Consider the following 14,084-nt stretch of genomic DNA (forward strand, 5'->3'; position numbering starts at 1 on the left):
GGACATATAGACATAGCTACGCTCAAAGTCAGCATACAAAATTGTAGCGCTACAAAATGCCGTTGAGCCTCCCCGCCGCGGCTGAATTTCAAAGGAGAAATCATGGCTGACAGCCTTGGTGTCGCGGTTATCGGCGCAGGTATGGCCGGTAAGGCCCACGCGGCGGCCTACCGGACAGCGTCTACCCTCTACAGCCCGGTGCTGCCGCAGATCCGATTGGTTTCCATTGGTGACGTCAACGCCGAATTCGGCTCGCTCGCTGCGCGCCGCTTTGGCTACGAGCGGCATGACACCTCGTGGCAGGCTATCGCCGAAGCCGACGATATCGACGTAGTCAGCGTGGTCATTGCCAACTCACTCCACCGCGAGGTAGTTGAAGGCCTCCTGGCCGCTGGCAAGCATGTGTTGTGCGAGAAGCCCCTTAGCGATTCGTTGGAGGACGCACGCGCCATGGCCGAAGCTGCGCACGCTGCCGAAGGCCGCGGAAACCTGGCCCGAATCGGCTTCACCTTCCGCCGCACCCCGGGCATTGCCTACATCCGGGACCTCATTCAGAACGGCGTTCTTGGCAACGTCCTGCACTTCAGCGGCCGGTACTGGACCGATTACGGCTTCAGCCCGTCCGCCCCCATGAGCTGGCGCTATAAGGGCGGCCCCGGTTCCGGCGCGCTGGCCGACGTCGGAAGCCACCTGACCTATGTCTCCGAATTCCTGTGCGGCGACATCAAATCCATCAGCGGCGGCCGCCTGACCACCGCGATCGACAAGCGGCCCCTACCGCTGAGCGCCGTCATGGGTCATGACCACGTAGCCGTCAGCGACACCTTCGAGGCTGTCGAGAACGACGACTACGCAGCCTTCAACGCAGAGTTCGCCAACGGCGCCGGCAGCTTCGAAGTCTCCCGCGTCGCCGCAGGCCACGCCAACAGCCTCCAGTTTGAGGTCTTCTGCGAAAACGGCGCAGCAAAGTTCGACCAGCGCCGCCCCAGCGAAATCCAACTGTTCCTCAACGACGGGTCCGGCAGCGAGAATGGCTATCGCCAGGTCATCCTCGGTCCTGGCCACCCCTACATCACTGGCGGACTGGCCATGGACGCTCCGGAGGTCGGCTTCGGCCAGAACGACGCGTTCGGTTACCAGGCCCGCGCGTTCCTCGAAGAAGTGGCAGGTCTGAGCGATGAAGAATCACTGCCCCGCTGCGCCACGTTCGACGACGGCGTACGCAACATGGAACTCCTCGGCGCCGTCACCGAATCGGCCCTGAACAACGGAAAGAAGATCCAGCTATGAAGCTCGGCGTCTACAACGCGATTCTCCACGACCGTCCGCTGCCGGAGGCTTTGAAGGTCATTGCGGATCTGGGTCTCACGGGAATTGAGATCAACACCGGCGGCTTCCTGCCTGCCGTGCACGTCCCAACTTTTGACGAGATCCTCCAGAGCGATGCCGCCCGCGACGATTACCTCGGAATTTTCGAGGGTACCGGCGTTTCCATTGCAGGCTTGAATTGCAACGGCAACCCGCTGCACCCCAAGCGCGAAATCGGTGAGAAGCATGCCGAAGACATCCGCCGCTCCATCCGCTTGGCCCAACGCCTGGGACAGAACCGTGTGGTGACCATGTCCGGTCTGCCCGGTGGCGAGCCCGGAGCCACGACGGTCAACTGGGTGGTCAATGCTTGGAATTCCGCAGCACTGGACGTGCTGGACTATCAGTGGGGGGTAGCCGCGGAATTCTGGAAGGAAACCGACCGCCTTGCTGCGGACCATGGGGTGAAGGTGGCATTGGAGCTTCACCCGCAGAACATCGTCTTCAACACCGCGGACGTCTACAAACTGATCGAGCTCACGGGCGCCACGCACGTAGGTGTTGAGCTGGACGCTTCCCACCTGTTCTGGCAGCAGATGGACCCGGTCGCTGTAGTCCGCGAACTCGGCACGCTGGTGTTCCAGGCAGCCGCCAAGGATGTCCGGGTCAACACGGAGAATGCTGCACTCTATGGCGTACTGGACAACAGCTTCCGCCGGCTTTCCGCAGACGAAAACCGCACCAACCTCGGCGGGGACGAGTGGGCCAACGAATGGCCGAAGAACTCCGCCTGGGACTTCGTGGCCCTGGGCCGGGGACACGACACTGGGTTCTGGACAGAGTTCCTCCGCGCACTGCATGAGGTGGACCCGGAGATGCTGGTCAACATCGAGCATGAAGACGTCTCCCTCGGCCGGATCGAAGGATTGCAGGTGGCAGCCCAGGTCCTGCTGGACGCAGATTCGGCTCTTTCAGCATCTTTGAAGCCTGCCCAAGCCTAAACAACAATGAATCGTCGGGTATGACATCCCGACTCTGAGGGGACGGCGCCAACGCGCCGTCCCCCTCTCTTTTACCCACTACATCATCAGGAGGAAAGATATGCGCATTGGCATCGTCGGATACGGAGCAGGGGGCAAGTACTTCCACGCTCCGTTCATTGAAGCAGCCGAAGGCATCGAGCTGGTGGGGGTTGTAGCCCGTTCGGAGGCAACCCAGGCATCTGTCGAGTCGGACTTTCCGGGGCTGCCCACCTACGCGAGCCTTAGCGGGCTCCTCGCCGCCGGCGTGGATGCCGTCACCATCACCACCCCACCGCACACCCGCTATGACCTGGTGATGGAGGCCATTCGTTCGGGCGTCCATGTTGTGGCTGACAAGCCATTCGCCCCTACCGCCGACGCCGCGCGCGAACTGGCAGAAGCGGCAACGCAAGCAGACGTCGTCTTGAACGTTTTCCATAACCGCCGCCGGGATTCGGACATCCTGACGCTCGCCAAGGTGTTGGCATCAGGCGAGCTGGGAGAGCTATGGCGCGTGCATTCCATCATGGACCAGGACAACGCAGACAGCTTGGAAGTTGGTACCAGCGGCGGACTTCTCAGGGACCTGGGCAGCCATTTGGTGGACCAGATGCTGTGGCTGCTGGGGCCGGTGGGCCACGTGCACGCGACCCTCGACTGGACTGACCGGTTCGGGGAGCGAACGGACTGCGGCTTCTTTGTCACCATGACCCATGCCTCGGGAGCAGTCTCCACCGTGTCCGCCAGTAAGCTGAACCACTCCACCACTCGGGAACTACGCGCCTACGGCAGCGAGGGCAACTACATCGCCTCGGGATCCGATGTTCAAGCCGATGCCTTGATGCAGGGACTCAGGCCGGCAACGGATCCCGGATCGTGGGGCATCGACGCACAGGAGAATTGGGGAACACTGTCCCGCAGGGGCCGGCGTGGGCTTGTCCCGTCCGCGCAGGGAAACTACGCCGGCTTCTACACAGAGTTCGCGAGGGCAATCCGGGGCGAAGGCCCCCAACCCGTTCCGGCGTCTGAAGGGATCCATACCCTCGAAGTCCTGGACGCGGCCCGCCGCAGCGCGCTGGAGAATGTTGTCATTGCACTCTGAAGGGGCCCTGCTCCAGGCGCAGAAAACGCCCGATGCCTGCCGGCGTCGGGCGTTTTCTGCATGGTTATCAACAAGCACAGCCTCGGAGGGAAGTGATTCTGCCAGTCAGCCGGTGGCTCCGGCCTTCTCTTTGAAAAGGTGCTCCAGTTCCTCAAGAGACTTGCCTTTGGTCTCCGGAACAGTGCGCTTGACCCACACAATGGCACACAGCTGCAGCGCCACAAAGATGAAGAATGTCGCGGAGACTCCCATCAGCGAGACCAACTGCGGGAAGAAGAATCCGATCAGGAAGTTGATCATCCACAACACAAAGACGCAGATACCCATGCCGATGCCACGGACGTGCATGGGGAAGATCTCGGACATGGTCAGCCATGTCACGGTTCCAATACATCCCTGCATGGAAGCAAGGAACGTCACCATGAACAGCAACACCAGGTAGCCACGCAATGTACTCTCCGGCAAGGCAAGGGAAATGAGCGCAATGGCCGTCAGTGATGACGCGGTCCCAATCAACCCCACAATGAGCATGGGTTTCCGGCGCACCCGCGTCATCAAGTACATGCCTACGATGACGGCTGCCACGGACGTCATGCCGTTGAGGACGTTGGCAATCAGGGCCCCTTGGTCCCCGAAACCTGAGGAGGACAAAATGGTGGTCCCGTAATACATGATGGCATTGACGCCGCTGATCTGGTTGATGATGGCCATGCCAAGGCCGACCACGAAGATCCTGCGTATCCAAGGCACGGCGAGATCCTTGAACGTGCCGAGCTTGGACTGATAGTCCTCCCTGGCCGCTTGGCGTACTTCGTCAAACTCAGCCCCGACATCCCCTGCACTCCGTGTGGAGCGCAGCACTTCCAGGACTTCGCCGAATCGACCGGCTGACGCCAGCCAGCGTGGGCTCTCCGGCAGGACGAGCATACCGAACCACAGAATCACGGCGGGAACCGTGGCAATCACCAGCATCCAGCGCCACACGTGCATCTCTTCAGGGAACAGGTTTCCCAGCACCGCATTGGAGGTAAAGGCCAGGAACTGGCCGGTGACGATCATGAGTTCGTTCTGGGTGACGATCCTGCCGCGCTGGGCAGCCGGCGACATCTCGGCCAGATATACGGGAACGATGACCGAGGCACCGCCGACGGCGAGACCCAGGACTGTACGGGCAAGGACCAGGAGCTCTGTGCTTGGCGCCAGGGAGCAACCCACGGTGGCAAAGGCGAAGATCAGGGCCAGGCCCATGATCGTCTTGCGCCGTCCAAACCGGTCAGACAGCCGTCCGGCGCTGATCGCCCCGAATGCTGCGCCGAACAGCAGCGTTGAGGTGACAAGACCCTCGGTCAGCGGAGTCAGGCCGAGGTCCTTCTGCATGAACGGTAAGGCACCATTGATCACGCCGGTGTCATAGCCGAACAGCAGTCCGCCGAACGTGGAGAACAGCGCTACCTTGCGGAGGAATTTCTTTGGATCAGAAGGCTTGCTGGTCTTCCCGGGAAAGGTGGGAGGGACAGCTGGCCGACCAGTTTCGGTCTCGATGGAAGAAGACTTGGTCATGGTTTCCTTTTCTCGCTACCGCCCCTTAGTTTGTCCGGGCAACATAGTCCACCATTGTCTTGAGCTGGTAGCGGGAAACATCTTCCGCGTTCTCATCCTCGGCGAAGACTGACGAGACCATCACGGTGTTCTCCTTGTCCAGGAATCCGATCTCCTTCAGACCACCAAAGAACTCCTCCCAGTTCACGTCACCATCGCCGATCTTGAGGTGCTGGTGGACACGGACGGCATTGCCGGGCGGGTTGGTGATGTAGCGGAGGCCGTGGGAGGCGTGGTGGTTCATGGTGTCGGAGACGTGCACCAGGCGAAGCTTGTCCCCTGCCGCCCGCATGATCTCCAACGGCTTGTTTCCCATGTGGAAACTGTGCGAAGCAACGTAAACCATCCCGATGTTCGGCGAGTTGACGCCCCGGATGACGCGCAGGGCCGCCAGCCCGTCTTCCACGAAGTCATCAGGGTGCGGATCTATGAGCACGTCCATGTCTTCGCGTTCAATGATCGGCAACAGCTCTTCCATGGAGCGGTAGAACGCGCGCTCTGATTCCTCGGCCTTCTCCGGACGGCCGCTGAACTCGGTGTTCATGGTCTGGACGCCCAAGTCAACCGCGATCTGGATGGCACGCTTCCAATAGCGAACGGCTGCCTCCCGGGCATCCTCGTCCGGCCCCGACCAACGAAGAACGGGCAGGACAGAGGCGATTTCGACGCCGGCGTCCTTACACGCTGCTTTCAGCTTGGCCACCAGTTCGTCATCCGCCTTGGGGTGGTTGAAGAACGGGATGAGGTCCGCGTGCGGTGTCATCTGCAGGTACTTGTAGCCAAGGTCTGCAGCTACCCGGGGGAACTCCAACAAGCTGTGGCTGTGGTGGAACGGCGTGGGATCAAGTGCGATTTTCATGGCCCATCCCCCTACTTGTAAAGATCCGGTTTGGTGTTCAGCTGGACTTTGACCTTTTCGCCGGACTTCTGGGCCTCGACGCCTGCCTCGCAGCAGGCAGCGGTGGCATAACCGTCCCAGGCGGTCGGACCGCCGATGTCACCGCGAAGGGCGGCGTCCACCCAAGCCTGCACCTCGACGTCGTACGCTGCCCCAAACCGGTCCTCAAAGCCGGGCGTGACGTTGCCGCCCCACTTGCCCGCGCTTTGAACGTAGGGGCCGTTGTCGCCACCGATGCTGACGATCCCGTCTTCGAAGGACGCCTGGGTGGCCACCTGGTAGCCGAACTTTGCGTTGACATAGATTTCGACGTCGGCCAACACCCCGGTCTCGGTTTCAAGCAGTACATGCTGGGGGTCATGCTGGCCGTTCGGTGCATTGCGGGTCGGCTTACCCAGACGGACCTGCACGGAGGTGATTTCCTCACCAGTGAAGTAGCGGATCGCGTCGAACTCGTGGACCACGGAGTCGTTGATCAGCATCTCGTTGGTGAAGCCCGCAGGTGTGCTCGGGTTGCGATGCTGGTGGTGCAGCATCAACAGTTCCCCCAATTCGCTGTTGCGGATGATGGCGCCCAATGCCGAGTACTCGGCGTCGAAGCGGCGCATGAAACCCACTTGGATGCGCTTGTGGCCCAAAGCCTGCTCAGCCTGGACAACCTTCCACGCACTTTCGGCGTCCGGCGTCAGGGGCTTCTCACAGAGAATCGGGAAGTCTTTCTCCAGGGCCTTGTACAGGATTTCCTCGTGGAGGAAGCCGGGGGTCGCGATCAGGACGGCGTTCACGTCGCCGTTGTTCAGCGCCTCATCGGCGCTGGACAGCGCGACGGCGCCATCGATGCCCTCGATGGCGGCCTGCGCCCGGGCAAGGTCAACATCGACGACGGCGGCAACTTCAGCCCCGTGGATGCGGGTGCTGAGGCGCTTGATGTGGTCCGCACCCATGCGGCCCGCACCGACGACGGCAACGCGGAGAATCTTGGTCACTGTTTTTGTCCTTCGTGAAGTTCTTCTGGATGGCTGTTGCTGGCAGTGTTACTGGACCCTGGTACGGGATCCGCAGGACAGCAAATAATTGCGGGTTCGCTTGGCGATCGGCATGGGTACGTCGAAGGCTACCGGGTACATGTCTTGTTCCACGATGCCGAAGATCGGCCGGTCGAGGGCTTCGACGGCTTCGATGACGGCGCGCAAATCAGGGAGGCCGTTCGGCGGCTCTGTCATGACACCGGCCAAGTTGGCGGCTGCCCAGGTCATGTTCTTTTCGTTGACCTCGGCCAGGACCTCAGGATTGATCTGTTTCAAATGCAGGTATCCGATGCGGTCCGGGTAGTTCTTGATGAGTTCCAGGCTGGACGCGCCGCAGTACTCCGCGTGCCCAGTGTCCAGGCAGAGGTTCAGGTACCGCGGATCCGTGGCAGCAAGAAGGGTCTCGATGTCCTGCTGGGCACCAACGTGGGAGTCCGCGTGCGAGTGGAACTGTTGGTGCAGCCCGAAGTCCTCCAAGAGGACCTTGCCCATGCGGTTGTGGCCTGCGAACAGGTCAGCCCATTGCTCGTCCGTGAGTTCGCCGTTCTCCACAGCTTCGCCAGTAACATCGTCGCGCCACATCGCGGGGATGACCACGATGTGTTCACCGCCCATGGCAGCAGTGAGTTCGGCCACCTTGCGGGCCGGCTCCCACGCTTCGTCGTACTGCCTCGCACCGCGGTGGAACGCCGTGAATACCGTACCCGCCGTGACTTTGAGGTCGCGCTGCTTCAGTTCCTCAGCCAGCCGGGTGGGGTCATTGGGCAAGTAGCCATACGGCCCCAGTTCAATCCACTTGTAGCCGGACTCCGCTACTTCATCCAGGAATCGCTCCCATGGGGTCTGCTGGGGGTCATCTGCGAACCAGACGCCCCAGGAATCGGGGGCGGTGCCGATGATCAGCTTGTTCTCGACATCAGTCATGACGGCGTTGTCTTCCTTTGCGGCGGTGGGGACGGATTTAGTTGGAGGGGAAGTTGTAGGAGGCGCCGGAGGCGTGGGTGGGTTCGGGCCAGCGTGAGGTGATGACTTTGCCGCGGGTGTAGAAGGAGACGCCCTCGGGGCCATAGATGTGCTTGTCGCCGAAGAGGGAGTTCTTCCAGCCGCCGAAGGAGTGGTACGCCACCGGGACGGGCAGGGGCACATTGATGCCGACCATGCCCACAGTGACCGAGCGCTGGAACTTCCGTGCCGCGGCACCTGAGGAGGTGAAGATCGCGGTGCCGTTGCCGTAGGGGTTGGAGTTGATCAACGCGATGCCTTCTTCGAGGTCGGCGACGCGGACGACGACCAGGACGGGGCCGAAGATTTCTTCGGTGTAGGCGGTCATTTCGGTCTTGACGTGGTCGATCACCGTGGGGCCTACCCAGAAGCCGTCCTCGTGGCCGGGGACCACGAGGTCGCGGCCGTCAACCACCATGGCCGCGCCGGCGGTTTCAGCTTCCGTGACGATCTTGACGATCCGTTCCTTGGAGGCCGGGGTGATGACCGGACCCATTTCGGCGTCGGGTTCGGTCCCGTTCTTGACCTTCACAGCCAAGGCGCGTTCTTGAACCTTCTTCACGATCAGGTCCGCAGCGTCCCCCACGGCAACGGCGACGGAGATGGCCATGCAGCGCTCTCCCGCAGAGCCGAAAGCGGCAGCAGCGAGGTGGTCTGCTGCGTTGTCCAGGTCGGCGTCGGGCATCACGATGGCGTGGTTCTTTGCCCCGCCCAGGGCTTGGACGCGTTTGCCGTGCTTGGTGGCGGTCTCGTGGACGTACTGGGCGATCGGGGTGGACCCGACGAAGGAGATGCCGTCCACGTCGGGGTGGGTCAGGAGCCCGTCGACGGTTTCCTTGCCGCCGTGCAGGACTTGGAACACGCCGTCGGGCAGGCCGGCCTGCTTCCAGAGCTTGGCCAGGAGCATCGGCGCGGACGGGTCACGCTCGGAGGGCTTAAGGATGAAGGCGTTGCCCGTGGCGATGGCCATTGGCGCCATCCACAGGGGCACCATGACCGGGAAGTTGAACGGGGTGATACCTGCCACGACGCCCAGGGGTTCGCGGAACGAGAAGACATCGATGCCGGTGGACACCTGGTCGGAGTAGTCGCCCTTGAGCAGCTGCGGGATTCCGCAGGCGAACTCGATGACTTCCAGGCCGCGGCCGATCTCGCCCTTGGCGTCGGAGAGGACCTTGCCGTGCTCGGCGGTGATCAGCTCGGCGAGGTCGTCCACGTGAGCTGCGACGAGCTCACGGAACTTGAACAACACCGCAGTGCGCTTGGCCAGGGAAAAATCACCCCAGGACACGGCCGCCTCCTTCGCGGCAGCGACGGTGGTGTTCAGGTCAGCCTCATTGGCCAGGCGAAGTTCAGCCGAAACCTGGCCGGTGGCGGGGTTGTACACGGGCTGGGTGCGGTGGCCCTCGCCGGTGGTTTCAGCACCGTTGATGAAGTGGTGAATGGTGGTCAGTGTGGTCGTCGTCGACATGTGCGGACTTCCTTTTTGGTCTTTGGGTTTCTAGCCGAGCAGTTTGCGCTGGCGGTTCTTATGGTCGGTATACGTCTTGTATGCCTGCTGGGTGGATTCGAGGTCGGAGACCTGCGAGACGGGAACGTCCCACCAGGACTCGGAGCTCGGTGCGTCCAGCAGAGGATCGGACTCGACGTGGATGACGATCGGCCCGGTTTCCGGAGCGGCTTTGGCTTCCTTGATGGCAGCGCCGAGGGCTTCGATGACGTGCTCCCCCGGTTCGATCCGGATGACTCTCGCACCGAGGGATTCGGCGTTGGTGGCGAGGTCGATGGGAAGGTTCTCGCCGGCGTCGAAGCTGTGCTGCTCCTTGTCCAGCACACGGTACTGCGTGCCGAAGCGCTGCGAACCGAGGGATTCGGAGAGCGAACCGATGGAGGCGTAGCCGTGATTCTGGATGAGGACCACAATCAGCTTGATGCGTTCGGCGACGGCGGTGACCAGTTCGGTGTGCATCATCAGGTAGGAGCCGTCCCCCACCATGACAACGACATCCCTGTCGACGCCGCCACCGGCGGCTTCGGCCAGGGCTGCGCGCTTGACGCCCAGGCCGCCGGGGATTTCGTAGCCCATGCAGGAGTAGGCGTATTCCACGTGGTATCCGAAGGGGTCGCGGACGCGCCACATCTTGTGCAGGTCACCGGGGAGCGATCCCGCGGCGCAGATCACCACATCCTGGTCATCCATGGCCTTGTTGGTCGCGCCGATGATCTCGTTCTGGGCCGGCAGCGGAGTGTAGCGGGTCTCGAAAGCCTCGTTTACGATCGCGTTCCAGCGCTTCTTCTCGGCTTCGACCTTCTGTTCGAGGTCAGCGCCGACGCGGTAACCGCCCAGCGCCTGGTTGAGCTTCACCAGTGCCTTGCGGGCGTCGGCGACGATCGGCAGTGTGGTGCCGTGCTTGTAAGCATCGATAGGGGCGACGTTGATGTTCACGAAGCGCACGTCGGGGTTCTGGAACGCCGTGCGGGACGCGGTGGTGAAGTCCTCGTACCGCGTGCCGATCCCGATGATGAGGTCCGCTTCCGCAGCGATGGCGTTGGCCGCCGTCGTACCGGTTGAACCGACGGCACCGAGGGAGAACTTGTGGTCCCACGGCAGGACGCCGACGCCTGCCTGCGTGTTGCCTACCGGGATGCCTGTCAGCTCAGCGAACCTGGCGAGCTCGTCGTTGGCGTAGGCGTAGAGGACGCCACCGCCCGCGATGATCAGCGGGCGCTTGGCGGCGCGGATGGCCTCCACGGCGCGGCGAATGTCGTCGTCCTCGGCCTCGGGTCGGCGGATCCGCCACTCCCGCTCGGCCAGGAACTCTTCGGGAACGTCGAGGGCCTCGGCCTGGACATCCTGCGGCAGCGAAATGGTCACAGCGCCGGTCTCGGCCGGGTCCGTCAGGACCCGCAGTCCGTGGTGGAACGCGGAGAACAGCTGCTCCGGACGGGACACCCGGTCGAAGAACCTGGACAACGGGCGGAACGCATCGTTGACGGTGATGTCATACGCGTACGGGAGTTCCAGCTGCTGGAGCACGGGGTCAGCGGCGCGGGTGGCGAACGTGTCGCTTGGCAACAGCAACACGGGCAAGCGGTTGGTGGTGGCCAGGGCCGCACCGGTGAGCAGGTTCGAGGAGCCCGGACCGATGGAGGTGCTGATGGCGAACGTCTGGCGACGGCGTGTGTGCCGGGCGTACCCAACGGCCTGATGTACCTGGGCTTGCTCATTGCGGCCCTGGTAGTACGGCATGATCGTAGGGTCCACGGCCTGGTATTGCTTGAGCGCCTGGCCGACGCCGGCCACATTGCCGTGACCGAAAATGCCGAAGGTACCCGGAATCAACCGCTCACGGTACTCCACCCCATTGATGGAGTCCACGGTGTACTGCTTGGAAAGGAACTCGACCACGGCCTGCGCCACGGTCATCCGACGGGTTGCTGTACCCATTGCTAGCTACTCCGATACTTTCACTGGAATACGTTCTGACAAGCCTCGATCTCCTGAAACGGTCGCCGTAGGCGCCGTATGGTTCAGCAGCGAGGCGGCCGTCGCCACGGCACCGGCCACGTCGCCGTCGGCCGGGTAAAGAAGTGTCCGCCCAACGGTGAGTCCCTGAACGCCGGGCAGTGCCAGGGCTGCCTGCCAGCTGGCGAAGATCTCGTCCTGCGTCCCGGCAGGGTCTCCGCCCAGCAATACGGTGGGAAGCGTGGTGGAGGCCATGACACGTTCCATCTCTTCCACCACAGGCAGTTTCATCCAGGTATAAGCGCTGGTCGAACCCAAGCCTTCGGCGATGCCAACCGATTTGATAACCGCGTCCGCGCGGAGGTCGTTGCGCACTTTGCCATGCGAGTCACGCACCGAGAGGAAGGGCTCCACCATGGCAATGAGTTTGCGTTCAGCCAAGGAGTCGATGGCCTTGGCCGTTGACTCCAGGGTGGCCACGGTGTCCGGATCGCCCAAGCAGATGCGCGTCAGCATTTTTCCGCCGTCCGCACCGAGCGCATCCAAGGCGGCCGCGGTGTGTCCGGTGAAGCGGTCGTCGAATTCATTGACCAGTCCGGCCAGGCCGCCGCGGTTCATGGAACCGAAGACGAGCTTGCCTTCGAGGGCACCCAGGAGCAGGAGGTCATCCATGATGTCCGGCGAGGCCAGAATGCCGTCAACGGCCGGATTCGACAAAGCAATCTGCAAACGATCCAGAAGGTCCCTGCGATCAGCCATGGCCATCGGCTGCGAACCAACGGACAGTGCGCCGCGGGCCGGGTGGTCCGCTGCAACGATAAAGTTCTGCGTACCATGCTTCAGTCCTGGATGCCTGCGCCGGGTGGCGGCTGCCCGTGCTACCGCCTCCGGATCTTCCAACCGGACCCGGCTCAAGTGCTCATACCGGCGGGGGTCATCATTCAGGCTCATCGCACTGCTCCTTCAGCAAGAGTGGACGCCGTAAGTGCAGCACCGGGCACAGGCCTGCCACGCTCTGCCAGCAGCGAGGTGACCTCATCCGGCGTCGGCATTGCATCGGCGCAGGATAGGCGGGAAGCGACGATCGCACCGGAGGCGTTGGCGTAGTCCAGCACCTCGGAAAGCGGCCACCCCGACAACAAACCGTGACAGAAAGCGCCGCCGAAGGAATCGCCGGCACCCAGGCCATTGACGGTTTCCACGGGGACCGGGGCGGAAACCACGCGTTCGGTACGGGTCTTGGCCATGACACCTTCGGGCCCGAGCTTCACGACAGCAATTTCGACGCCGGCAGCCAGCAGGCGGTCCGCCTGCTCATCAGGAGTTCCCTCCCCCACAGCGACAGCGCATTCCTTGTCGTTGCCGATCGCCACAGTCACGTGCGGGAGAACTTTCGCAATCTCCCCACGCGCCTCCTCTTCGGAAGCCCAAAACATAGGACGGTAGTCCAGATCCAGGATGGTGAATTGGCCATCCTTGAGTTCGGTACGGGGACGGGCTTCGTGCGCTTTGATGTGGGCGCTGCGGCTCGGTTCCTGGCAAAGGCCGGTGACCGTGGACCAGAAGATCCCTGCGTCACGGATGGCCACAAGATCGAGGTCTTCAGCCCTGATCTGCAGATCCGGGGCGGTGGGAAAACGACCATAAAAGTACAGGGGGAAGTCTTCCGGCGGCTTGATCGCGCAGAAAGTCACGGCCGTGGGGTACTCCTTGACCGGGGAGACAAAAGAATCGTCCACGTTGAACTTGCGCAGTTCCCGGTGGAGGTAGTTGCCGAACGCGTCGTCCCCGGTGCGGGTAATGATTCCCGTGCGGCGACCATGACGAGCGGCAGAAACGGCCACGTTGGAGGGCGAACCTCCAAGGTATTTGCCGAACGACGTCACGTCCTCCAGGTCCACCCCAATGTCGTTCGGGTAGATATCAACGCTGATGCGCCCGATCGTAAGCAGTTCGTGGGTCACGATGATCGTTGACCTTTCTCTTGTGAACTCTGAACCTTTGAGCGCTGGGCCCCAATGCCTTGCCACCCCTCAGTGAGCGGGGCCACATGACTACTCTGCACCAGAATCAATGTCCTGTCAAAGGTTTGTACTGACATATTTACAACGAAACCTAGTCGCCATGAAAGGCTTTCGGGAAGACGCGCGCCGCGGGGTTTGGGCGCGACGCCGCTGAGAGTGGCGGCAGGGGCTACTTTCGGGGAACCGACAATTCGCCCGTCACATACTGGGCGCGGCCAAAGCCAAAAGACCAGTCGCTTGCAGTGTTCTCCACATACCCAAGGAACACATCCTCGCCAGCGATCCCGACCTCACCCAGCCGGGCGGCAATCGCGGCATAAAGGGACTGCTTCGCCTCCTGGCTCCGCCCTCCCTGGGTGAAGATCTGAATCATGACGACGTTCGACGTCCGCTCAAAACCCAGCCCGGCGTCCTGGGCGAAAATCTGGCCCGCGGCATGCTCCGTAACGATATGGAAGTAGTCGCGCTCAGGGATACCGTACTCAGCAAGAATCGCATCATGGATGCTTCGGCTGATACCGCCCAGAACTTCCGGGCTCCTGCCAGCGATAACATCAATTCGAACCAGTGGCATATCGAACCCTTCAATAGTTTGTCCTGACATACTAACAAACTGGGTTGAATGCGTGCAAGGT

12 protein-coding genes are annotated in these 14,084 nt (G+C 62.2%); 3 read left to right on the top strand and 9 right to left on the bottom strand.

The window, feature by feature from the left end; genetic code table 11:
* Window positions 1–102 precede the first annotated feature (102 nt).
* From AB4Y77_RS05005 to AB4Y77_RS05015, 3 genes are all read left to right on the top strand, one after another.
* Window positions 103–1,290 carry a Gfo/Idh/MocA family protein gene (locus tag AB4Y77_RS05005; protein WP_442013144.1) on the top strand — a complete coding sequence of 396 codons (1,188 nt, stop codon included), beginning with the start codon at window positions 103–105 and terminating at the stop codon, window positions 1,288–1,290.
* The gene (locus tag AB4Y77_RS05010; protein ID WP_442013145.1) at window positions 1,287–2,309 is read left to right on the top strand and encodes a sugar phosphate isomerase/epimerase family protein; all 1,023 of its coding nucleotides are present in this window, start codon (window positions 1,287–1,289) and stop codon (window positions 2,307–2,309) included. Before AB4Y77_RS05005 ends, AB4Y77_RS05010 begins: the two co-directional genes overlap by 4 nt.
* Before the next feature lie 100 nt (window positions 2,310–2,409).
* Window positions 2,410–3,432, top strand: coding sequence for a Gfo/Idh/MocA family protein (locus tag AB4Y77_RS05015; RefSeq protein ID WP_442013146.1), 1,023 nt, complete (start codon window positions 2,410–2,412; stop codon window positions 3,430–3,432).
* Between the two features lie 105 nt (window positions 3,433–3,537).
* Here the strand turns inward: AB4Y77_RS05015 and AB4Y77_RS05020 are convergent, their stop codons facing one another.
* The 9 genes from AB4Y77_RS05020 to AB4Y77_RS05060 all read right to left on the bottom strand — a co-directional run bounded on the left by AB4Y77_RS05020 (window position 3,538) and on the right by AB4Y77_RS05060 (window position 14,023).
* A complete protein-coding gene (locus AB4Y77_RS05020; protein WP_442013147.1) occupies window positions 3,538–4,992 on the bottom strand; it encodes a sugar porter family MFS transporter in 1,455 nt (484 codons plus the stop codon).
* 25 nt (window positions 4,993–5,017) lie between these two features.
* A complete protein-coding gene (locus AB4Y77_RS05025; RefSeq protein ID WP_442013148.1) occupies window positions 5,018–5,890 on the bottom strand; it encodes a sugar phosphate isomerase/epimerase family protein in 873 nt (290 codons plus the stop codon).
* 11 nt (window positions 5,891–5,901) lie between these two features.
* Window positions 5,902–6,915 (bottom strand): Gfo/Idh/MocA family protein, encoded by a 1,014-nt coding sequence (locus AB4Y77_RS05030; RefSeq protein WP_442013149.1) that lies wholly within the window; start codon window positions 6,913–6,915, stop codon window positions 5,902–5,904.
* A gap of 48 nt (window positions 6,916–6,963) precedes the next feature.
* Window positions 6,964–7,881 carry a sugar phosphate isomerase/epimerase family protein gene (locus AB4Y77_RS05035; RefSeq protein ID WP_442013150.1) on the bottom strand — a complete coding sequence of 306 codons (918 nt, stop codon included), beginning with the start codon at window positions 7,879–7,881 and terminating at the stop codon, window positions 6,964–6,966.
* Window positions 7,882–7,918: 37 nt separating this feature from the next.
* A complete protein-coding gene (locus AB4Y77_RS05040) occupies window positions 7,919–9,430 on the bottom strand; it encodes a CoA-acylating methylmalonate-semialdehyde dehydrogenase (protein ID WP_442013151.1) in 1,512 nt (503 codons plus the stop codon).
* Window positions 9,431–9,460: 30 nt separating this feature from the next.
* On the bottom strand, window positions 9,461–11,407 hold the full coding sequence (gene iolD, locus AB4Y77_RS05045; protein WP_442013152.1) for a 3D-(3,5/4)-trihydroxycyclohexane-1,2-dione acylhydrolase (decyclizing): 1,947 nt from the start codon (window positions 11,405–11,407) through the stop codon (window positions 9,461–9,463).
* Window positions 11,408–11,413: 6 nt separating this feature from the next.
* Window positions 11,414–12,376, bottom strand: coding sequence for a Cgl0159 family (beta/alpha)8-fold protein (locus AB4Y77_RS05050; RefSeq protein WP_311212894.1), 963 nt, complete (start codon window positions 12,374–12,376; stop codon window positions 11,414–11,416).
* Window positions 12,373–13,389: a 5-dehydro-2-deoxygluconokinase gene (gene iolC, locus AB4Y77_RS05055; RefSeq protein ID WP_442013153.1), complete on the bottom strand. Its 1,017-nt coding sequence runs from the start codon at window positions 13,387–13,389 to the stop codon at window positions 12,373–12,375. Before iolC ends, AB4Y77_RS05050 begins: the two co-directional genes overlap by 4 nt.
* 229 nt (window positions 13,390–13,618) lie before the next feature.
* Complete coding sequence (locus AB4Y77_RS05060) at window positions 13,619–14,023, bottom strand: tautomerase family protein (RefSeq protein WP_311212896.1); 405 nt, start codon at window positions 14,021–14,023, stop codon at window positions 13,619–13,621.
* Between the last annotated feature and the right edge of the window lie 61 nt (window positions 14,024–14,084).

Source organism: Paenarthrobacter sp. YAF11_1 (assembly GCF_052113445.1).
Lineage (GTDB): Bacteria > Actinomycetota > Actinomycetes > Actinomycetales > Micrococcaceae > Arthrobacter.